Origin of the sequence: Enterobacter wuhouensis, from assembly GCF_035835995.1 — a bacterium.
GTDB classification, from domain to species: domain Bacteria; phylum Pseudomonadota; class Gammaproteobacteria; order Enterobacterales; family Enterobacteriaceae; genus Enterobacter; species Enterobacter wuhouensis.
In genome coordinates, this window is the sequence record NZ_CP142124.1 from 579,963 (window position 1) to 600,474 (window position 20,512).

General features: G+C 58.8%; 19 protein-coding genes. 13 read left to right on the plus strand and 6 right to left on the minus strand.

The features are described from left to right. Positions 1-64: 64 nt before the first annotated feature. Positions 65-337 (minus strand): Hok/Gef family protein, encoded by a 273-nt coding sequence (locus tag VPX56_RS22995; RefSeq protein ID WP_333902812.1) that lies wholly within the window; start codon positions 335-337, stop codon positions 65-67. A 299-nt stretch (positions 338-636) separates the two neighbouring features. On the opposite strand from VPX56_RS22995, the gene VPX56_RS02825 reads away from it, so the two are divergent. The 12 genes from VPX56_RS02825 to VPX56_RS02880 all read left to right on the plus strand — a co-directional run bounded on the left by VPX56_RS02825 (position 637) and on the right by VPX56_RS02880 (position 9,904). Beyond that, the gene (locus VPX56_RS02825; RefSeq protein WP_108417867.1) at positions 637-975 is read left to right on the plus strand and encodes a glycine dehydrogenase; all 339 of its coding nucleotides are present in this window, start codon (positions 637-639) and stop codon (positions 973-975) included. A 10-nt stretch (positions 976-985) separates the two neighbouring features. Beyond that, the gene (locus VPX56_RS02830; RefSeq protein ID WP_010427372.1) at positions 986-1,348 is read left to right on the plus strand and encodes an SFCGS family glycine-rich protein; all 363 of its coding nucleotides are present in this window, start codon (positions 986-988) and stop codon (positions 1,346-1,348) included. Positions 1,349-1,350: 2 nt separating this feature from the next. Beyond that, positions 1,351-1,650: a DUF4312 family protein gene (locus tag VPX56_RS02835; protein ID WP_023324060.1), complete on the plus strand. Its 300-nt coding sequence runs from the start codon at positions 1,351-1,353 to the stop codon at positions 1,648-1,650. Between the two features lie 22 nt (positions 1,651-1,672). After that, positions 1,673-2,449 (plus strand): DUF4311 domain-containing protein, encoded by a 777-nt coding sequence (locus tag VPX56_RS02840; RefSeq protein WP_263611407.1) that lies wholly within the window; start codon positions 1,673-1,675, stop codon positions 2,447-2,449. A gap of 13 nt (positions 2,450-2,462) precedes the next feature. Beyond that, positions 2,463-3,104 (plus strand): DUF4310 family protein, encoded by a 642-nt coding sequence (locus tag VPX56_RS02845; protein WP_006179056.1) that lies wholly within the window; start codon positions 2,463-2,465, stop codon positions 3,102-3,104. Between the two features lie 42 nt (positions 3,105-3,146). Next, a complete protein-coding gene (locus tag VPX56_RS02850) occupies positions 3,147-4,280 on the plus strand; it encodes an amidohydrolase/deacetylase family metallohydrolase (protein WP_326469733.1) in 1,134 nt (377 codons plus the stop codon). Beyond that, a complete protein-coding gene (locus VPX56_RS02855; RefSeq protein WP_326469735.1) occupies positions 4,264-5,382 on the plus strand; it encodes a DgaE family pyridoxal phosphate-dependent ammonia lyase in 1,119 nt (372 codons plus the stop codon). The genes VPX56_RS02850 and VPX56_RS02855 overlap by 17 nt, the downstream gene beginning before the upstream one ends. Then, entirely contained in the window at positions 5,379-6,119 is a 741-nt protein-coding gene (gene dagF, locus VPX56_RS02860; protein WP_326469737.1) for a 2-dehydro-3-deoxy-phosphogluconate aldolase, read from the plus strand. The genes VPX56_RS02855 and dagF overlap by 4 nt, the downstream gene beginning before the upstream one ends. A 124-nt stretch (positions 6,120-6,243) precedes the next feature. Then, positions 6,244-7,380, plus strand: coding sequence for a lactonase family protein (locus VPX56_RS02865; protein ID WP_326469738.1), 1,137 nt, complete (start codon positions 6,244-6,246; stop codon positions 7,378-7,380). A 19-nt stretch (positions 7,381-7,399) separates the two neighbouring features. Continuing rightward, complete coding sequence (locus VPX56_RS02870; RefSeq protein WP_326469740.1) at positions 7,400-9,310, plus strand: BglG family transcription antiterminator; 1,911 nt, start codon at positions 7,400-7,402, stop codon at positions 9,308-9,310. Positions 9,311-9,387: 77 nt separating this feature from the next. After that, entirely contained in the window at positions 9,388-9,630 is a 243-nt protein-coding gene (locus VPX56_RS02875) for a type II toxin-antitoxin system RelB/DinJ family antitoxin (protein ID WP_131634141.1), read from the plus strand. Further along, positions 9,620-9,904, plus strand: coding sequence for a type II toxin-antitoxin system RelE family toxin (locus VPX56_RS02880; RefSeq protein ID WP_326469744.1), 285 nt, complete (start codon positions 9,620-9,622; stop codon positions 9,902-9,904). Before VPX56_RS02875 ends, VPX56_RS02880 begins: the two co-directional genes overlap by 11 nt. Before the next feature lie 3 nt (positions 9,905-9,907). Here VPX56_RS02880 and nrdG read toward each other — a convergent pair whose 3' ends face one another. From nrdG to treR, 5 genes are all read right to left on the minus strand, one after another. Next, entirely contained in the window at positions 9,908-10,372 is a 465-nt protein-coding gene (gene nrdG, locus VPX56_RS02885) for an anaerobic ribonucleoside-triphosphate reductase-activating protein (protein ID WP_131634139.1), read from the minus strand. Between the two features lie 140 nt (positions 10,373-10,512). After that, a complete protein-coding gene (nrdD, locus tag VPX56_RS02890; RefSeq protein ID WP_326469748.1) occupies positions 10,513-12,651 on the minus strand; it encodes an anaerobic ribonucleoside-triphosphate reductase in 2,139 nt (712 codons plus the stop codon). 373 nt (positions 12,652-13,024) lie between these two features. Beyond that, the gene (treC, locus tag VPX56_RS02895) at positions 13,025-14,668 is read right to left on the minus strand and encodes an alpha,alpha-phosphotrehalase (protein WP_326469750.1); all 1,644 of its coding nucleotides are present in this window, start codon (positions 14,666-14,668) and stop codon (positions 13,025-13,027) included. 51 nt (positions 14,669-14,719) lie between these two features. Continuing rightward, positions 14,720-16,138 carry a PTS trehalose transporter subunit IIBC gene (gene treB, locus VPX56_RS02900; protein WP_326471945.1) on the minus strand — a complete coding sequence of 473 codons (1,419 nt, stop codon included), beginning with the start codon at positions 16,136-16,138 and terminating at the stop codon, positions 14,720-14,722. A 128-nt stretch (positions 16,139-16,266) separates the two neighbouring features. Next, positions 16,267-17,214, minus strand: coding sequence for a trehalose operon repressor TreR (gene treR, locus VPX56_RS02905; RefSeq protein ID WP_326469752.1), 948 nt, complete (start codon positions 17,212-17,214; stop codon positions 16,267-16,269). A 389-nt stretch (positions 17,215-17,603) separates the two neighbouring features. Here treR and mgtA point away from each other — a divergent pair, with 389 nt between their 5' ends. Next, positions 17,604-20,312 (plus strand): magnesium-translocating P-type ATPase, encoded by a 2,709-nt coding sequence (gene mgtA / locus VPX56_RS02910; protein ID WP_326469754.1) that lies wholly within the window; start codon positions 17,604-17,606, stop codon positions 20,310-20,312. Positions 20,313-20,512 lie beyond the last annotated feature (200 nt).

A 20,512-nucleotide genomic window follows, 5' to 3' on the forward strand; every position in this document is an offset into this window, starting at 1 on the left:
CTGAGCTGTACGTCCTTTCTCCGTGTGCGGGGGCACGCTCTGTACCCCCGCGCATGCTTGCTCCCTACTTACCGGAGCGACAATCCATCCTCGCTGTCACTGCAAAAGAATCGTTTCGAAAACTGATCTCGCACAGTGTTTTCCGCGTCACCAGCGTTAAGATGATTATTGTCAAAGCAATAATCATCAAAACTCCAGTGCCTGGGTTTTGGCGTTTCATGGATGCCTCCTTGCTGTAAAGCGGGCGAGGTAGCGAACTCCACGGTTGGACGTGTCGTTTACGGCCCCGCCCTGATTTAAATTCAGGTAGGGGCTTTCCACTTTCCGTCCCATGCATGAGACGGTCAGTCTCAAGCACCCGCAGCCACTCTAGCGAATCCCCATAAGAAAACCTTATCCACGTCACATTTCTACGAGCCTGCTCGGAAACTTTTCGACTCTGCTTGCCTGTTCATTGCCGCTGAATAGCGTGATATTCATCACGTAAATACAGCGGTTTATCCAGATTCACCGCATTTATGTGGCACAGATCACTGCTGCGGCTCGCCTTTCCACTTCGAAGTGGAAAACAACTCGCTACAAACAATTCCCCTGCAACGTTAGTTTTATTCCAGAGCCATTAACGGGGTAAGACCAGTGATTAACGGAGCGGTAATGAACGACGTTGGGGAACAGGCGGAGCAAACAGAGCAGCTCGCGAACACCATGCTGCAGCAGGTTTATGCCCTGCTGGCCAGACACGACATCATCCCTAATGCAGTGCAGGAGCAGATGCTGACCTCCCACGTTCGCGCGATGGCGCACCGGTCCGTGACCGGCGAGCCGCTGCCGGAGGTTGAAGCGGAGCTGTTCGACGAAATTTCACCCGATTCAATGCAACTCGCCCGTGAAGTGGTAGCGCAGTTTGGCAATCTTCCAGATGAAGAAGCCTGGCTGCTCTCCGTTCACTTCGAAGTCGCGAAAGACAACCTTTAAGGAGCAACACATGGAACAGATTACAGTCGTGATTGGCGATCGCCTGGGCAAAGGTCAGAAAGTGGCTGCCGGTGTGGAAAAAGCAGGTGGACGCGCGGTGGTTGTACCGGGCATGGCGGCGGATATGAAGCTGGGCGACATGATGAAAGCGGAAAACGCTACCTTCGGCATCTCCTTCTGCGGCAGCGGCGGCGCGGGTGCCATCACGGCCCAAACCAAATATGGCTACAAGGCCAAATACGGGATGCGTTCCGTGGAAGAGGGCGTGACCGCCATCAACGAAGGCTGCAACGTGCTGGGCTTTGGCTTTATGGATAAAGAAGAGCTGGGCGAGCGTCTGGTGCAGGCGTGGCAGAAGAAATACGGCGCATAAGCATGAAAGAACAGTTCACAACCACGGTGAGAGTGAAGGGCAAAGGTGACGCCAAAGCGCGCGCCTTTGCCGACGCGCTCAACCACGTTCAGGCCGCGGTGATGAAAACGTCACCGCATATCTTACTGCGTATTGAGCCACAGGATGTGCAGGTTGTTCAGGCGCAAGAAGCGGTGCGAAAAGAAGCGTTTCTGTTCTTCTTTCTGCGCCGGGAAAGACGCACCTACAGCGTGGAGCTGGATGTGACCGTCAACGTGACCGCCATCAATCTTGACCAGGTGGATTTCGTCACGCAACGCTGATTATTCATAAAAGGGCAGACTGATGTTCTTAATTATATTAATAAAATCGCTCATCATTGGCGGCCTCGTTGGCGTCGGTGTGGGAGCCGGGGCTGCACGCATGTTTCATGCGCCTACCACTCAGGGTATGGGCGCGTTTCGTACGTTGGGGGAGCTGAACTCCTGCGAAGGCGATCCGGCGTCTCACTTCTCCTTTGGGTTAGGCTTCTTCTTTAACGCCTGGGCCTCTTCCGTGGCCGCAGGTGCCTTCACACAGGACGTTGACCACCGCATCATCCCGAACTGGGGTGCTGCTGCACTGATGATCAAAAACCGTAACGTCGGCGAAACGCTGCACGATCCCCGCAAAATGGCAATTGCCTGCGGCGCGATCGGCATGATCGTCGTGACCTTCCTGAACCTGACCGCCTCCTCCGTTCCGGCTGCGCTTCAGGTCACCGCCGTGAAGGTGCTGGTGCCTGCCGCGAACCTGCTGGTCAACACCGTGATGCCGGTGATCTTCTGGCTGGCGGCCATCGACGCGGGTAAAAAATCCGGCTTCTGGGCCACCGTGTTCGGCGGCGCAGCGCAGCTGATCATGGGTAACGCCGTACCGGGCCTGGTGCTGGGTATCCTGATCGGTAAAGGCGTCGAAGAGAGCGGCTGGAACCACGTCACCAAGGTGATGATGGCGGCCATTGTCGCCCTGTTCGTGCTGAGCGGCTTCTTCCGCGGCTTCGACATGAAGATGATCGAATCCTTCCATCTGACGGTGCCGAACTGGCTCGACATGATCCACAACTCGCTCAGCGGTAAATAACAGGAGCCTCTAAATGGAACAGAATAAAGGTTTTTGGTATGCCGACTGGTCGTTCCCGATCTTCGTTGGCCTGCTCTCCTCCGGCGTCTTCGCCGGGACGCACATGTACTACCTCTACGGCATCGGCGCGTTTAACGAAGTGGCCTTCGTGGCGATGCTGAAAGCGGGAATGGATACCGGCGTCTACGGCGCGGTCGCGGCGTTCGGTGCGAGCTTCCTGTTCGCCCGTATTATCGAAGGGTCGCTGGTCGGTATTCTTGATATCGGCGGAGCCATCCAGACCGGCGTGGGCCTCGGCGTTCCAGCGCTGCTGCTGGGCGCGGGCATCATGTTCCCGGTGACCAACTTCATTGCCGCGCTGATCACCGGCCTGGTGATTGGTCTGGCGATTGGCTACGTCATCATCCTGGCGCGTAAGTTCACCATCAACCAGAGCAACTCCACCTACGGTGCAGACGTGATGATGGGCGCGGGTAACGCCTCCGGCCGCTTCCTCGGGCCGTTGATTATCCTCAGCGCCATGACCGCCTCCATCCCGATTGGCGTCGGTTCCCTGCTGGGCGCGCTGCTGTTCTACATCTGGCAGAAGCCGATTACCGGCGGTGCGATCCTCGGTGCAATGCTGTTGGGCTGGCTGTTCCCGGTCGCCCTTTAATACCCGCGGGCGCTCAGGCGCCCGCCTTATCAGGAGATCCTCATGTTTGATTTACTCCTGCGCCGTGCGCGCCTTGCCGACGATACCCTGACCGATATCGCCATTCAGGACGGGAAAATCGCGGCGCTGGGCGAGATTGATGCTCCCGCTCGTAAAACGGTCGAGCTGAACGGCGACGTGTTCGTCAGCGCAGGCTGGATTGACTCCCACGTTCACTGCTACCCGAACTCCCCGATTTACCACGACGAACCCGACAGCGTCGGCATTGCCACCGGCGTGACCTCCGTGGTGGACGCGGGCAGCACCGGCGCCGACGACGTGGACGATTTCTACGACATCACCCGCAGAGCCTCCACCGAGGTGTTTGCCCTGCTGAACATCTCCCGCGTGGGGCTGATTGCCCAGAACGAGCTGGCCAATATGGCGAATATTGATGCCGACGCGGTGACGCAGGCGGTGAAGCGCCACCCCGATTTTATCGTCGGCCTGAAGGCGCGCATGAGCAGCAGCGTGGTCGGTGAAAACGGCATTACGCCGCTGGAGCGCGCGAAAGCCATCCAGAAAGAGAACGGCGACCTGCCGCTGATGGTGCACATTGGCAACAACCCGCCGAACCTCGACGAAATTGCCGAACTGCTCAGTTCAGGCGACATCATCACCCACTGCTACAACGGCAAGCCAAACCGCATTCTGACGCCATCCGGCGAGCTGCGCGCCTCCATCACCTCTGCCCTGAAGCGCGGCGTGCGCCTGGACGTGGGGCACGGTACGGCGAGCTTCAGCTTTGAGGTGGCGAAACGCGCCATCGCGATGGGCATTCTGCCGCACACCATCAGCTCGGATATCTACTGCCGCAACCGCATTAACGGCCCGGTGGGCTCGCTGGCAAGCGTGATGTCGAAATTCCTCGCCATCGGCATGTCATTGCCGCAGGTGATTGACTGCGTGACCGCGAACGCCGCTGACGGCCTGCGCCTGACGCGCAAGGGCCGCATCCAGCCTGGCCTCGACGCCGACCTGACGCTGTTCACGATTAAACGCCAGCCGACGGTGCTGACGGATGCTGAAAACGACAGCCTGCAGGCTGAACACATTCTGGTGCCGCTTGCCGCGATCCGCGCGGGCAAGGGCTACATGACCGAACAAGGGAGCACGGAACATGTCTTCGATTTATGAGAAGTACAACTTAAAGCAGGTTATCAACACCTCCGGCCGCATGACGGCGCTGGGCGTTTCCACGCCGCGCCCGGAAGTGGTGCAGGCGGCGATGGACGGCATGAATCACTATTTCGAGATGAAGGATCTGGTCAACAAAACCGGGGAATACATCGCGAAGCTTCTGGATGTGGAAGGGGCAACGGTCGTCTCCTGCGCGTCGGCGGGCATTGCCCAGTCCGTGGCGGCGGTGCTGGTGAAAGACAGCGACTGGCTGCTCGAAAACCTGCACGTCACTCCAATCGAGAATAACGAAATCGTCCTGCCGAAAGGCCACAACGTGAACTTTGGCGCGCCGGTGGGCACCATGGTCGCGCTGGGCGGCGGTAAGCTGGTGGAGGCGGGCTACGCCAACGAATGCTCTGCCGATCAGCTGGCGGCGGCGATCACTCCGCGCACGGCGGCGATCCTCTACATCAAATCGCACCACTGCGTGCAGAAAAGCATGCTCAGCGTCGAGCAGGCGGCGGTCGTGGCGCGCAAGCACGATCTCCCGCTGATCGTTGATGCGGCGGCGGAAGAAGATCTGCACGCCTACTACCGCTCCGGCGCGGATCTGGTGATCTACAGCGGCGCGAAGGCGATCGAAGGGCCAACCAGTGGCTTGGTGATCGGCAAAACCCAATACGTGGAGTGGGTGAAGCGCCAGACGGCGGGCATTGGTCGCGCGATGAAGGTGGGTAAAGAGGGGATCCTTGGCCTGACCTGCGCCATCGAACACTACCTGACGGCGACCAAAGAGAGCGGGGCCGAGATGGTGGCGAAGATGACGCAGTTTATCGACGCGCTCAACACCCTGAACGGCGTCACCGCGCGCGTGGTCTGGGACAGCGCCGGACGCGACATCGCGCGCACCGAGATTAAGTTTGACGAAGCGACAACCGGCGTCGGCACCGGCGATCTGGTGGCGAAGCTGAAGCTGGGTGAATACGCCATTTACTTCCGTGGCTACAAGGCCAACGAAGGGATTATCGAAGCGGACGTGCGAAGCGTGAATGCTGACCAGCTGAACATCGTATACCGCCGCATTAGCGAAGTATTAGGACAGGAGAAAAAAGCATGAAACTGACCCCCAATTTTTACCGTGACCGCGTCTGCCTGAACGTGCTGGCAGGATCGAAAGCCAACGCCAGCGCCATTTACGAGGCGGCGGAAGGTCACGTGCTGGTGGGCGTGCTCTCCAAAAATTACCCGGACGTGGCGAGCGCCGTTGCCGATATGCGTGAATATGCCGCGCTGATTGATAACGCGCTCTCCGTTGGGCTGGGCGCGGGCGATCCGAACCAGTCGGCGATGGTGAGTGAAATTTCCCGTCAGGTCCAGCCGCAGCACGTCAACCAGGTGTTCACCGGCGTGGCCACCAGCCGCGCGCTGCTGGGGCAGAATGAATCGGTGGTTAACGGTCTGGTCTCGCCGACCGGCACCGTCGGGATGGTCAAAATCTCCACCGGCCCGCTGAGCAGCACGGCCCCGGACGGCATCGTATCGGTTGAAACCGCGATTGCCCTGCTGAAGGATTTCGGCGGCAGCTCCATCAAATACTTCCCGATGGGTGGCCTGAAGTGCCGTGACGAGTACAAAGCGGTGGCGGAAGCCTGCGCCCGTCACGACTTCTGGCTCGAGCCGACCGGAGGTATCGATCTGGAAAACTATGAGGAGATCCTGCAGATCGCCCTCGACGCGGGCGTGAGCAAAATCATCCCGCATATCTACAGCTCGATTATCGACAAAGCCAGCGGCGATACGCGCCCGGAAGACGTGCGTACGCTGCTTGCGATGACGAAGAAGCTGGTTAAGTAGCAATAACAACACCCCTCACCCCAGCCCTCTCCCCATAGGGGAGAGGGTGTAATCGTCCCCTCTCCCCTATGGGGAGAGGGTTAGGGTGAGGGGGTAAACACCGCACACACCCGAAGGAGCCGCCATGCACACCCGTAACCTGCTCGTCGCTTCACTCTCTCTGCTTGCCACCACTGCCGTCGCTCAAACCCAGTACGCCTGGGTAGGCACCTACAACCCCAACGGTGAAGGGCTGTACCGCTTTACCGTCGATCCGCAAAGCGGCGCGCTGGCGAATAAAACGCTGGTGAGCAAGCTGCCCAACGCCGCGCAGCTGGCCGCCTCTCACGACGGCAAAACGCTGTATCTGGCAAGCGAAGTGGAGCAGGGCGTGGTGCAGGCGCTGCGGGTGGGGGATAACGGCGCGCTGAGCGAGCTGAATCAGGTGGCGTCCGGCGGTGCGGGGCCGGTGTATCTTTCCCTGACGCCGAACGGCAAGCACCTGCTGGTGGCGAACTACGTCAGCGGATCGATTGCCGTTTTGCCCGTCAGCGCAGACGGCAGCCTGGGTGACGCCTCGGATCAGCATCAGGATCGGGGTGAACCGGGTGCGGCTAAGCCAGAAGCGGCAGCGGAGGGCAGCTTTGCCATCAGCGATCATAACGGCCCACATGCGCACATGATCGCCGCCGATCCGAGCGGGAAATACGTGTTTTCCACCGATCTGGGGCTGGATCGCCTCTACCAGTACCGTTTTGACGATCGAACAGGGAAGCTAACCCCGAACGATCCGCCGTTTATCAGCGCTTCCTCAAAAGGCGCCGGGCCGCGCCACTTTGTCTTTACGCCAAAAGGCGATGCCCTGTGGCTGATTAACGAAGAGGCGTCTACGCTGACCCATTATGCCGTGACGGCAAACGGCACGCTGCAAGAGGGCAAAACGGTTTCCGCGCTGCCGGAAGGTTACAAAGGCACCAGTTTTGCCGCGGGGCTGGCGTTAAGCGCCGACGGCAAGCAGCTGTATGTGGCGAACCGTTTGCATAACAGCATCGCGCACTTTACCGTAACGGCGGATGGCACGCTGACCCATCGGGACGACGTGTGGACGCGGGGGGATTACCCGCGCACCCTGACGCTTGATAAGCAGGGGCGCTGGCTGTACGTCATGAACCAGCGCAGCGACAACATTACCCGTTTCCGCGTGGCGCAGGACGGCAAACTCAGCTTCGAGCCGGACTATACCCCGGTCGGCAGTCCATCCCAGATGGTCATTTCACCCTAAGCCGTAAGAGGACAACGACGTGCGATTCCCGAACCAACGTTTAGCGCAACTTTTCGACCTGTTGCAAAACGAGACGCTGCCGCAGGACGAGCTGGCGCAGCGGCTGTCGGTCTCCACGCGAACCGTCCGTGCCGATATCACCGCCCTGAACGCGCTGCTGGCAAGCCACGGCGCGCAGTTTATTCTGAGCCGCGGCAACGGCTATCAGCTCAAAATCGACGACGCTGAACGTTATCAGCAGCTGCAGGCATCCCACCCCCGCGCGCTGCGCATTCCCCGAACCGGGCCCGAGCGCGTGCATTATCTGGTGGTGCGTTTTCTCACTTCCGCATTCTCTCTCAAGCTGGAAGATCTGGCGGACGAGTGGTTCGTCAGCCGCGCCACGCTGCAAAGCGACATGGTGGAGGTCCGCGAGTGGTTCCATCGCTATCACCTGACGCTGGAAACCCGCCCGCGCCACGGCATGAAGCTGTTTGGCAGCGAGATGGCGACCCGGGCCTGTCTCACCGATCTTCTCTGGGAGCTGGCGCAGCAGGATAGCCTGAACCCGCTGGTGACTGACGTTGCGCTGAATGCGGGCGTAGCGGAACAGATGGTGCCCGTGCTGCACGACGCGCTGACGCGCCACCACATCCGCCTGACCGATGAAGGCGAGCTGTTCCTGCGCCTGTACTGCGCGGTGTCGGTGCGGCGCATCAGCGAGGGCTATCCGCTGCCGGAATTCCACGCCGAAGACGTGGAGGAGAACGTGCGCGAGGCGGCGAAGGATATCGCCGTCACTATCCAGCAGCTGGCGGGCAAAGCGCTTTCACCTTCGGAGGAGAGCTGGCTCTGCGTGCACATTGCGGCGCGGCAGATCCAGGAGATTGCCCCGAGCGCCATTAACGCTGACGACGACGAGGCGCTGGTCAACTACATCCTGCGCTACATCAACACCCACTATAACTACAACCTGCTCAGCGACGAGCAGCTGCACGCGGACCTGCTCACGCACATCAAGACCATGATCACCCGCGTGCGGTATCAAATCATGATCCCCAACCCGCTGCTGGATAACATTAAGCAGCACTACCCGATGGCCTGGGATATGACCCTGGCGGCGGTGTCGAGCTGGGGCAAATACACGCCGTATGTGATCAGCGAAAACGAGATTGGCTTCCTGGTGCTGCATATTGGCGTCGGGCTGGAGCGCCACTACAACATTGGCTACCAGCGCCAGCCGCGCGTGCTGCTGGTGTGCGACGCCGGTAACGCGATGGTGCGCATGATCGAGGCGGTGCTGCAGCGTAAATACCCGCAGATCGAGGTCACGCGCACGCTCACCCTGCGTGAGTACGAGCTGACCGAATCCATCGGCGAAGACTTTGTCATATCCACCGCCCGCGTGAGCGAAAAGTCTAAGCCGGTGGTAATGATCGCCCCGTTCCCGACCGACTATCAGCTGGAGCAGATCGGCAAGCTGGTGCTGGTGGACCGCACCCGCCCGTGGATGCTGGATAAATACTTCGACGCCGCCCATTTCCGTATCATCGACACGCCCGTTGACCAGCAAACGCTGTTCCGCGAGCTGTGCGAGCAGCTTGAAGGAGAAGGCTACGTCGGGGCGGAGTTTCTGGATTCGGTTATCGAGCGTGAGGCCATCGTCAGCACCATGCTCGGCGACGGCATTGCGCTGCCGCACTCCCTCGGCCTGCTGGCGCAGAAAACGGTGGTCTACACGGTGCTGGCGCCGCAGGGTATTCAGTGGGGAGACGCAACCGCGCACGTCATCTTCCTGCTCGCCATCAGCAAAAGCGAATACGAAGAGGCGATGGCGATTTACGATATTTTCGTCACCTTCCTGCGCGAGCGCGCGATGTCGCGGCTGTGTAGCTGCGGAGATTTTGCCGAGTTTAAGGCGGTGGCGATGGAGAGTTTGAGTCGGTTTTGAGAGGCGTTATCCAGAATTCGATGTAATGCGAATGTAATGCTAAACTGCATTACACATTCGATTTTGCTGGAGGCATAATGGCCACGCTAAACGTCCGTCTGGATGACAAACTCAAAAACGAGGCTTATGCCGTGCTGGAAAAACTCAATATCACCCCAACGGAAGCCGTGCGATTACTGTTTCAGTACGTCGCGGAGACGGGACGTATGCCGGTGAAAACGGTCACCATTAGCGACAGTGAAGATGAACTGGTACAGGCAGTCCGGGAGCGACTGGCGAATCCGCAAAAGGGAATTAAGGTTAGTCTGGATGACTTATGAACTGGAATTTGACCCGAGGGCGTTAAAGGAATGGAGCAAGTTGGGGGAGACTGTAAAAGACCAGTTTAAGAAGAAACTAGCGGACGTGTTGGTGAACCCCAGGGTCGAATCGGCCCGCCTTCATGGTCTACCTGATTGCTACAAAATAAAACTCAGAGCGCAGGGTTATCGTTTGGTCTATCAGGTTCAGGACAACGTTGTAACGGTATTTGTTATCGCTATCGGTAAGAGAGAGAAATCAGCCGTTTATCATGATGCTAACAAACGGCTCTAACGATCACCGCAGATGATGCACAACCTGGTTGCTGCTGCCGCGCCAGATCAGCGCCGGGTCTTTTAAATCCTGCACGAACTTGCCGTCGACCAGGACGTTAATCAGATCGACCACTTCCCTTTGCTGTGCGTTCAGCTCATCCAGCTTATAGCCTGTCCAGACCCAGATATCTTTTCCCACGCACTCGCGGCGAATGCGTTTTACCAGCTTCATGATATCCGGCACGTTTTGCGGGTGCAGGGGGTCGCCGCCGGAAAGTGAGATCCCCTGACGGTGAATGCGCGTGTCGTTCAGGTCGTTGATGATTCGGTCTTCCATCTCGGCGGTAAAAGGCATGCCGGAGTTCAGGCGCCAGGTGCTTTTGTTGTAGCAGCCGGGGCATTCGTGAACGCAGCCTGAAACAAACAGGGTGCAGCGGGTGCCGGGGCCGTTGACGATGTCGACGGGGTAGTACTGGTGATAATTCATAGCGTTAACCTGATGCCCTCACCCCGGCCCTCTCCCACGGGGAGAGGGAGAAAACCGGAGTCAGGCTTAGCAATGTGCTCGATCGGTTCCCTCTCCCTTGAGGGAGAGGGGTAGGGTGAGGGGGAAAACCTGCGCAGAACTTACCCGATCTGCTCATTCCCCAAATGCTTCACGCGGCGCTTCACCTCTTCCTGCTTGCCGGCGTTAAACGGGCGCGCGTCCGGGCTGCCGAGATAACCGCAGACGCGACGGGTCACGGAGACGCGGGCCGCGTCGTGGTTGCCGCATTTCGGGCAGGTGAAGCCTTTGCTCGTACACTCGAACTCACCGGTAAAGCCGCACTCGTAGCACTCGTCGATTGGCGTGTTGGTTCCGTAATACGGCACGTGCTGATAGCTGTAATCCCACACGTCTTCCAGCGCCTTCAGGTTGTGCTGGATGTTCGGATACTCGCCGTAGCAGATGAACCCACCGCTGGCGATCGGCGGATACGCCGCTTCGAAGTCGATCTTGTCGTACGGGTTCACCTTTTTCTCCACGTCGAGGTGGAAGCTGTTGGTGTAGTAACCTTTGTCGGTCACGCCTTCCACGATGCCGAACTCGGCGGCGTCAAGGCGGCAGAAGCGGTCGCACAGGTTCTCGCTTGGCGTGCTGTAGAGGCTAAAGCCGTAGCCGGTTTCGTCTTTCCACTGGTCAACCGCGTCGCGCAGGCGCTGAACAATCGCCACGCCTTTTTCACGCAGGGCTTCGCTGTCGTACACGTGCTTGTCGCCAAACAGCGCGTTGATGGTTTCGTGAATGCCGATATAGCCCAGCGAAATCGACGCGCGGCCGTTTTTGAAGATCTCGGACACGTCATCGTCCGCTTTCAGACGCACGCCGCAGGCCCCTTCCATATAGAGGATGGGCGCGACGCGGGCCTTCACTCCTTCCAGACGGGCAATGCGGGTCATCAGCGCCTTACGCGCCAGCTGTAACCGCTCATCCAGCAGCGTCCAGAATTCAGCTTCATTACCTTTCGCCTCCAGCGCGATGCGCGGCAGGTTCAGGCTGATGACGCCCAGGTTGTTGCGCCCGTCGTGGATCTGCTCGCCGTTTTCATCTTCGTACACGCCGAGGAAGCTGCGGCAGCCCATAGGCGTTTTAAACGAACCGGTCACTTTGACCACCTGATCGTAGTTCAGGATGTCCGGATACATGCGCTTGCTCGCGCACTCCAGCGCCAGCTGTTTGATGTCGTAGTTCGGATCGCCAAACTTGTGGTTCAGGCCGTCGCGGATGGCGAACACCAGCTTCGGGAACACCGCCGTTTTGCGGTTCTTGCCGAGGCCGGAAATACGGTTGCGCAGGATGGACTGCTGGATCAGGCGTGATTCCCAGCTGGTGCCCAAACCAAAACCGAAGGTCACAAACGGCGTCTGGCCGTTGGCGGTGTGCAGCGTGTTCACTTCGTATTCCAGAGACTGGAAGGCGTCGTAGCACTCTTTTTCTGTGCGGGAATGGGCATAGCCGTCCGCGTCCGGGATCTGCCACTCTTCGGCCGTTTTACGATGCTTGTTAAAGCTTGCCGTCACGAACGGGGCCAGCACTTCATCAATGCGGTTGATGGTAGTGCCGCCGTAAATGTGGCTCGCGACCTGAGCGATAATTTGCGCGGTGACGGCGGTGGCGGTGGAGATCGACTTAGGCGGTTCAATCTCGGCGTTACCCATCTTAAAGCCGTGGGTCAACATGCCCTTCAGGTCGATGAGCATGCAGTTGAACATTGGGAAAAACGGCGAGTAGTCGAGATCGTGATAGTGGATTTCACCGCGCTCGTGCGCAGACACCACGTCGCGCGGCAGCAGATGCTGACGGGCATAGTGTTTCGCCACGATACCGGCCAGCAGATCGCGCTGGGTCGGGATCACTTTGCTGTCTTTATTGGCGTTTTCGTTGAGCAGCGACGAGTTTGTCTGCTCCACCAGGCCACGAATTTCCTGGTTCAGGCGGCCGCGCTTCTCGCGCTGGACGTCGCGATCGTGGCGGTACTCAATATAGGCACGCGCCAGCTGCTTGTAGGGGCCCGACATCAGCTGGTTCTCAACGGCGGTCTGGATCTCGTTGATATCGACCTGGCTGCGTTCATTCATCTGGCTGCTAACGACTTCTGCGACGGTGGCGCAGTAATCTGCGTCATCGACTCCCGCTGCTTTAGCTGCACGCAGAATGGCTTCCTGGATGCGCTCTGATTTAAACGGCACTTTACAGCCATCACGTTTCATCACATGCGGTGTCATGATCACTCCATTTTTAAAAACAGGTTATCCACAGAGGTAGAAAAGTATGCACCGGGCGTATTGCCAACCAGGCCAGAGACTTCCCTCGTTCCCAACGCCTGTTATCCACAATTCCGGCCAGCGTCGTCGCCGTCTTGTTGTTGGAATAGTAGACGATAAATACAATATGTTGGGTCGGGATGCATTTTAAGTGCTACATATAGTGATTTGCATCAAACATGTTTGCGTTTTTTTTGATTCAGGACAAAGTAAAAAGACGAGAGTACAAACGGCGGGCGCTTCAGCGATTGTAAATACGCGTGAGAAAAATCTGATTAATTATTCAACAAAAACAGTAAAATAAGCCGGGCGGTGGATGACGCCCGGCCAGAAATTACGCCTGTCGCCACCAGACGGCTTCAAACGGGCGAAGCGAGGTGGCTTGTGGTGTCGGATAGTTACTCATTACCACCTGCGCGTCGCCGCTCAGAACGTCTGACGGCCAGGCCAGAATTTCGCTGCTCAGGTTTGCTACCACAATCAGGGTTTGCCCCTGCCACTGGCGACGATAGCACCACAGAGAAGGGTGCTCGGGCAGCAGATCCTGATAATCCCCCCACGTCAGTACCGGCAGGGTTTTACGCAGGCGAATCAGCGACTGGTAGGTGTAAAACACCGAGTCCGGGTCGTCGAGCGCCGCGCGGGCGTTCACGGTTTCGTAGTTATCACAGACGCCAATCCACGGCTCGCCCTCGGTAAAGCCCGCGTTGTGCGACGCGTCCCACTGCATCGGCGTGCGGCCATTATCGCGGGACTTGCTTGCCAGGATCGCCAGCAATTCGTCCGGATCGCGACCGTTTGCCCGCAGTTCGGCGAACATGTTCAGGCTTTCTACGTCGCGATAGTCGGTGATACGGCTAAAGTGCGGGTTGGTCATGCCCAGCTCTTCACCCTGATAAATATACGGCGTGCCCTGCATCCCGTGCAGCACCATGCCGAGCATTTTCGCGGCGGCTACGCGGTGTTCCCCTTCGTCACCAAAGCGCGACACGATGCGCGGCTGGTCGTGGTTACACCAGAACAGCGCGTTCCACGCCTTGTTGTGCATCCCCTGCTGCCAGTGGGTAAACAGCGTTTTCAGCGCCACGAAGTCCGGCTTCGCCTTCGTCCACTTTTCGCCGCCGGGGTAGTCCACCTTCAGGTGGTGGAAGTTAAAGGTCATCGACAGCTCGCTGCCGTCGAGCGACGCGTACTGCTGGCAGTTTTCCAGCGAGGTCGAGGACATTTCGCCCACCGTCATCAGGCTGCGCGGCGTAAAGACGTCGCGGCTCATCTCCTGCAGATATTCATGGATGCGCGGCCCGTCGGTATAGAAGCGGCGGCCATCGCCAATATTGTCGTCCGGGAAATCCTGATCTTTTGAAACCAGGTTAATCACGTCCAGACGCAGGCCGTCCACGCCGCGATCGGCCCAGAATTCGCACACCTTTTTCAGCTCGGCGCGCACCTCCGGGTTTTCCCAGTTGAGATCGGCCTGCTCTGGCGCAAACAGGTGCAGATAATACTGTTCGCTCTCGGCGTGCCAGCGCCAGGCGTTGCCGCCAAACTTGGAGCGCCAGTTGTTGGGCAGCTGCTCCGGCGTGCCGTCGCGCCAGATGTAAAACTGGCGGTACGGACTCGCTTTGTTCAGCGACTCGCGGAACCAGGCGTGCTGGGTCGAGGTGTGGTTGAACACCATATCCAGCACGATGCGAATGCCGCGCGCGTGCGCCTCGGCAACCAGCTCGTCGAAGTCATCCAGCGTGCCGTAGGCCGGGTCGATGGCGGTGTAATTCGCCACGTCGTAGCCGTTATCCACCTGCGGGGAGATGTAAAACGGCGTCAGCCAGATGGCGTCGATGCCGAGGGTTTTCAGGTAGTCCAGGCGCTGCGTCACGCCGCGCAGATCGCCGGTGCCGCGCCCGGTAGTGTCCTGGAAACTCTTCGGGTAAATCTGATAGATGACGCCGTTCTGCCACCAGTGAGGAAGGGTATTCATAGTGTGTTCCTGCAAATGCGAAGGGGCGCAACTGCGCCCCGAAAGAAGAAGTTAAACAATCTGCAGCGTGCCCTGACGGAACTTACGCTGATAAACCACGGTGGTGAGCGCCATTGGAATGATAATCGCGATAGCCATCGCCAGCGCAAACACCTGCCAGAAAGCGGGCTGGATAGAGAGAATGCCCGGCAGGCCGCCGACGCCAATGCCGTTCGCCATCACGCCGTAGAGGCCGCACAGCAAGCCCGCCAGACCGGAGCCGATCATCGCGCAGAGCATCGGGAAGCGGTACTTCAGGTTAATGCCGTACATCGCCGGTTCGGTGACGCCGAGGTAGGCAGAGATGGCCGCCGGAACGGAGATCTCACGCTCGTTATGCTTGCGGCTGACGATGATGATGCCGGTCACCGCAGAGGCCTGCGCAATGTTAGACAGGGCGATAATCGGCCAGACCGGCGTGCCGCCGAGGCTTTGGATCATCTGCATGTCGATCGCCAGCGTGGTCTGGTGCACGCCGGTGATCACCAGCGGGGCGTACAGGAAGCCGAACAGCGCGGCACCGACTGGCGCGAAGCTGCCGGTCATCAGATGGCGCACCGCGAAGGCCACGCCGTCGCCAATCATGCGGCCAAACGGACCGATAAAGGCGTGCGCCAGGAATACCGCCAGGATCAGCGAGCAAACCGGCACCACCACCAGATAGAGATAATCCGGCACGATGCGCTTCAGGCGGGTTTCAATAAAGCCCAGCGCCAGACCGGCCAGCAGCGCCGGAATAACCTGCGCCTGATAGCCCACCTTGGCGATGGTAAACAGGCCGAAGTTCCACACCTCAGGCACCTGCTGCCCAAGTAAGTAAGCGTTCATTAACTGCGGAGAGACCAGGGTGACGCCCAGCACGATACCGAGAATCGGCGTCCCGCCCATCTTGCGTACCGCAGACCAGCAAATCCCGACCGGCAGATAGAAGAAGATCGCTTCGCCAATCAGCCACAGGAAGTCGTAGATGCTTTGCAGCGCCGGGTACATTTGCGCCAGCGTTTTGCCGTCGCTCATCGGCACATCGCCGATGACGTTACGGAAGCCTAAGATTAAGCCCCCGCTGATCAGCGCCGGCAGCAGCGGGAAGAAGATCTCCGCGAAGTGGGAAATCAGCTGCTCGTGCCACTTCATGTTCTGGCGCGCGGCCTTCTTCGCCTGCTCTTTATCAGCAGAAGAGTGCCCGGTAGTCGCCAGCAGAGCCTGATAGTAATCGCCCACTTCGGTACCAATCACCACCTGAAACTGACCGGCGTTGGTGAAGCAGCCTTTAACCATCTTCAGCTCTTCGATGGCCTTGGGATTGGCTTTGGCCGGATCGTTAAGCACAAAGCGCAGGCGGGTAATGCAGTGGCTGACGGTGGCGATGTTCTCGCGCCCGCCGACCAGGACGATCAGCCGATCGATATCTTCTTGTTTAACTTTACTCATCATGAAACCTCATGACTGATGGTGAAGGGGGTAATGACCTGAGCGCAAGCCTACTCCTTCAGCGTAACGGCGAAAATGGGAACGTTCCCGAAATTAGGCGAAGATCACAATAAACCGTATAGCGGGGTTTATGAAAGGTGGGCAGGAATAACGATCTGACGAGGCTCAGCGCGCCCGTTAATCTGCTCGATCAGCTGCGCAGCGGCCTGTCTGCCGGATTCGGCGTAGCCCGGATCGACGGTGATGATTTCCGGGTGCAGGAACTTCATCAGCGGCGTGCTGCCGACGCTCGCGATCTGCAAATCGTCGATGCGCTGCTCCTGCAAATATTTGCAGGCCCCCAGCGCCAGGGTATCCGTTGCGCACAGCAGCGCGGTGGTCTGAGGGGTCAATACGCTGGCGACCTGCTCATAGCCCTGCTTCATGCCCAGCCCCGGCAGGGAGGCTACGGCAGAAAGGTTATGCTCTTTGCAAAAGCTCAGATACGCCTCATGGCGACGCTTGCCGGTGGTGACATCCGCGTGCGGCACGCCCAGATAGCTGATGTGGCGATGGCCTTTTTCATACAGGCGCTGCATCAGGGTAATAATCGCCCCCTCGTCGTCGTAACAGACGGAGGCAAAACCGGGGGCATCGCGCGCCAGCAGCACCAGCGACGGTTGCCAGGGTTTGAGCATCTCGTCTTTTATGCCGGTAAAACCAAACAGCACCACGCCGTCGATGTTGCGGCGCTGGAGCATGCCGAGATGCTCTTCCACCATCTGCGTCGAGAACTGGCTCTCCATCATGATCGGGTCATATCCCTGCTCATAAAACGCAGGGAGCATGGTCTGCACGGCAAGGTTTTCCGAGAGGGAATCCAGACGCGAAACGATAATGGCGACCACTTTGTCGCTCTGCCCACGCATGGCGCGCGCGGAGCGGGAAGGGGAAAAACCGTGCTGATTCATCACCGCCTCGACGCGCTCGCGCGTGCGCTCGCTGACACCGCTCTCGTTATTCAGCACGCGCGACACGGTGGATTTCCCCACGCCGCTTAAACGCGCGATGTCTTTAATCGTAAGGCGGTTCTGCATGCTGTATTCCCTGTAACAACGATAAAATGGTCAATTGAGCCTAATAGCCTTGTGCAATTTCGCTATGGGCAAAGTCTGGTTTACGTTCGGTTTATTTGCGTGGGGTTATAATACCGCCCGATTAGCCACAAACGGTATGGTTAAATCCTTATACTGCGCGGCGACACCCTACTTTTTTACTTACCGGAGGCGACATGGATCCCGATCCCACACCTCTCCTGAACGGGAGAAAACCTTCTATCCGGTAAGCCAGCCCTGTTGCTGTCTCACCGGCGTGAGGCAGTAACGTCTTAAACGTTCCTGCTTGAAAAGTTAAGTGCCTGACAGGTACGGCATTGCCGCGCCTGCAGAAAGACTGCGTCCGCCTTTGCGGATGCGGGGGAATGACTATGCTGAAAAATATCACCCGGCAGCTGCTTGCCCAGCTCAGCCGCCATCTGCCACATCGTCTTGTCCAGCGCGACCCGCTGCCAAATGCTAAAAACATGGCGGGCACGGCGATCCCAGCCTCCCTGACCGAACGCTGCCTGAACGTGGCGGCGATGGATGAAAATGAAGTCTGGCGCGCGTTCGGCGGACACCCGGAAGGGCTAAACGCGTCCGAAGTGGAAAAAATCCGCGCCGTGCATGGCGACAATCAAATCCCGGCGCAAAAACCGGCACCATGGTGGGTACACCTCTGGCTCTGCTACCGTAACCCGTTCAACCTGCTGCTGACCGTGCTGGGGCTTATCTCTTACGCGACGGAAGATCTGTTTGCCGCGGGCGTGATTGCCCTGATGGTCGGCATCTCCACGCTGCTGAACTTCATTCAGGAAGCCCGCTCTACCAGAGCGGCAGACGCCCTGAAGGCGATGGTCAGCAATACGGCAACCGTTTCACGCGTGATTAACGACCTCGGTGAAAATGCCTGGGTGGAGCTGCCTATCGACCAGCTGGTGCCGGGCGATCTGGTGAAGCTGGCCGCGGGGGACATGATCCCGGCGGATTTACGCATTATCCAGGCGCGCGACCTGTTCGTGGCGCAGGCGTCGCTGACCGGGGAATCCCTGCCCGTTGAAAAGGTGGCGCGCAGCCGCGACCCGCAGCAGATGAACCCCCTCGAATGCGACACCCTGTGCTTTATGGGCACCACGGTGGTCAGCGGCACGGCGCAGGCAATTGTGACCGCCACGGGCGGCAACACCTGGTTTGGTCAGCTTGCCGGGCGCGTGACGGAGCAGGAGAGCGAGCCTAACGCTTTCCAGAAAGGCATTGGCCGCGTCAGCATGCTGCTGATCCGCTTTATGATGGTCATGACGCCGATCGTCCTGCTGATCAACGGCTACACCAAGGGCGACTGGTGGGAAGCGGCGCTGTTTGCCCTCTCCGTGGCCGTTGGCTTAACGCCGGAAATGCTGCCGATGATTGTCACCTCCACGCTGGCGCGCGGCGCGGTCAAGCTCTCGAAGCAAAAGGTGATCGTCAAACATCTTGATGCTATTCAGAACTTCGGCGCGATGGACATTCTCTGCACTGATAAAACCGGCACCCTGACGCAGGATAAAATCGTGCTGGAGAACCACACCGATATCTCCGGCAAAACCAGCGAGCGCGTGCTGCACAGCGCGTGGCTGAACAGCCACTACCAGACCGGGCTGAAAAACCTGCTCGACGTCGCGGTGCTGGAAGGGGTGGATGAGGAATCTGCCCGCACGCTCTCCGGACGCTGGCAGAAGGTGGACGAAATTCCGTTCGACTTCGAGCGCCGCCGCATGTCGGTGGTGGTGAGCGAGCAGCAGGACGTCCATCAGCTGATCTGCAAAGGCGCGCTGCAGGAGATCCTGAATGTTTCCAGCCAGGTGCGTTATAACGGCGATATCGTGCCGCTGGACGACACCATGCTGCGTCGCATCAAGCGCGTCACCGACAACCTGAATCGTCAGGGGCTGCGCGTAGTCGCGGTAGCCAGCAAAATGCTGCCCGCGCGTGAAGGTGACTATCAGCGTATCGATGAATCCGATTTGATCCTTGAAGGTTATATCGCATTCCTCGATCCGCCGAAGGAGACTACCGCTCCGGCGCTCAAAGCGTTAAAAGCGAGCGGCATTACCGTCAAAATCCTCACCGGCGACAGCGAGCTGGTGGCCGCTAAGGTGTGCCACGAAGTGGGGCTGGACGCGGGCGACGTGGTGGTGGGGAGCGACATTGAGCACCTCTCCGACGACGAGCTGGCGAAACTCGCCCTGCACACCACATTGTTTGCGCGCCTGACGCCGATGCACAAAGAGCGCATCGTCACGCTGCTGCGTCGCGAGGGGCACGTGGTGGGCTTTATGGGCGACGGCATCAACGACGCGCCCGCCCTGCGTGCGGCGGATATCGGTATCTCCGTGGACGGTGCCGTGGATATCGCCCGTGAAGCGGCGGATATCATCCTGCTGGAAAAGAGCCTGATGGTGCTGGAGAAGGGCGTGATCGAAGGACGCCGCACCTTTGCCAACATGCTGAAGTACATCAAAATGACCGCCAGCTCTAACTTCGGTAACGTCTTCAGCGTGCTGGTGGCGAGCGCGTTCCTGCCGTTCCTGCCGATGCTGCCGCTGCACCTGCTGATCCAGAACCTGATGTACGACGTGTCTCAGGTAGCGATCCCGTTTGATAACGTGGACGACGAGCAGATCCAGAAGCCGCAGCGCTGGAACCCCGCCGATCTGGGCCGCTTTATGCTGTTCTTTGGGCCGATCAGTTCCATTTTCGACATTTTGACCTTCTGCCTGATGTGGTTTGTGTTCCACGCCAACACGCCAGAACATCAGACGCTGTTCCAGTCCGGCTGGTTCGTGGTGGGGCTGCTGTCACAGACGCTGATTGTGCATATGATCCGCACCCGCCGCATTCCGTTCATCCAGAGCCGCGCCGCGTGGCCGCTGATCATCATGACCGGGATTGTGATGGCGCTGGGTATCGCGCTGCCGTTCTCGCCGCTGGCGAGCTACCTGCAGTTGCAGGCGCTGCCGCTGAGCTACTTCCCGTGGCTGGTGACGATCCTCGCGGGTTATATGGTGCTGACGCAGATGGTGAAAGGCATTTATGCGCGTCGGTATGGGTGGCAGTAATTTTTTACCCTCACCCTAACCCTAACCCTCTCCCTGGAAGGGAGAGGGAATGATTACCCCCTCGCCCCTTTGGGGAGAGGGCCGGGGTGAGGGGACTGGCTTTCCTCCCAAATTCAACAACCTGTGATCTCCGTCGGCGCAAACGCTTGACGACAAATTGAGCGCATGTTAACAGAATGTTTTGCCTTTTTTCGGCCCGT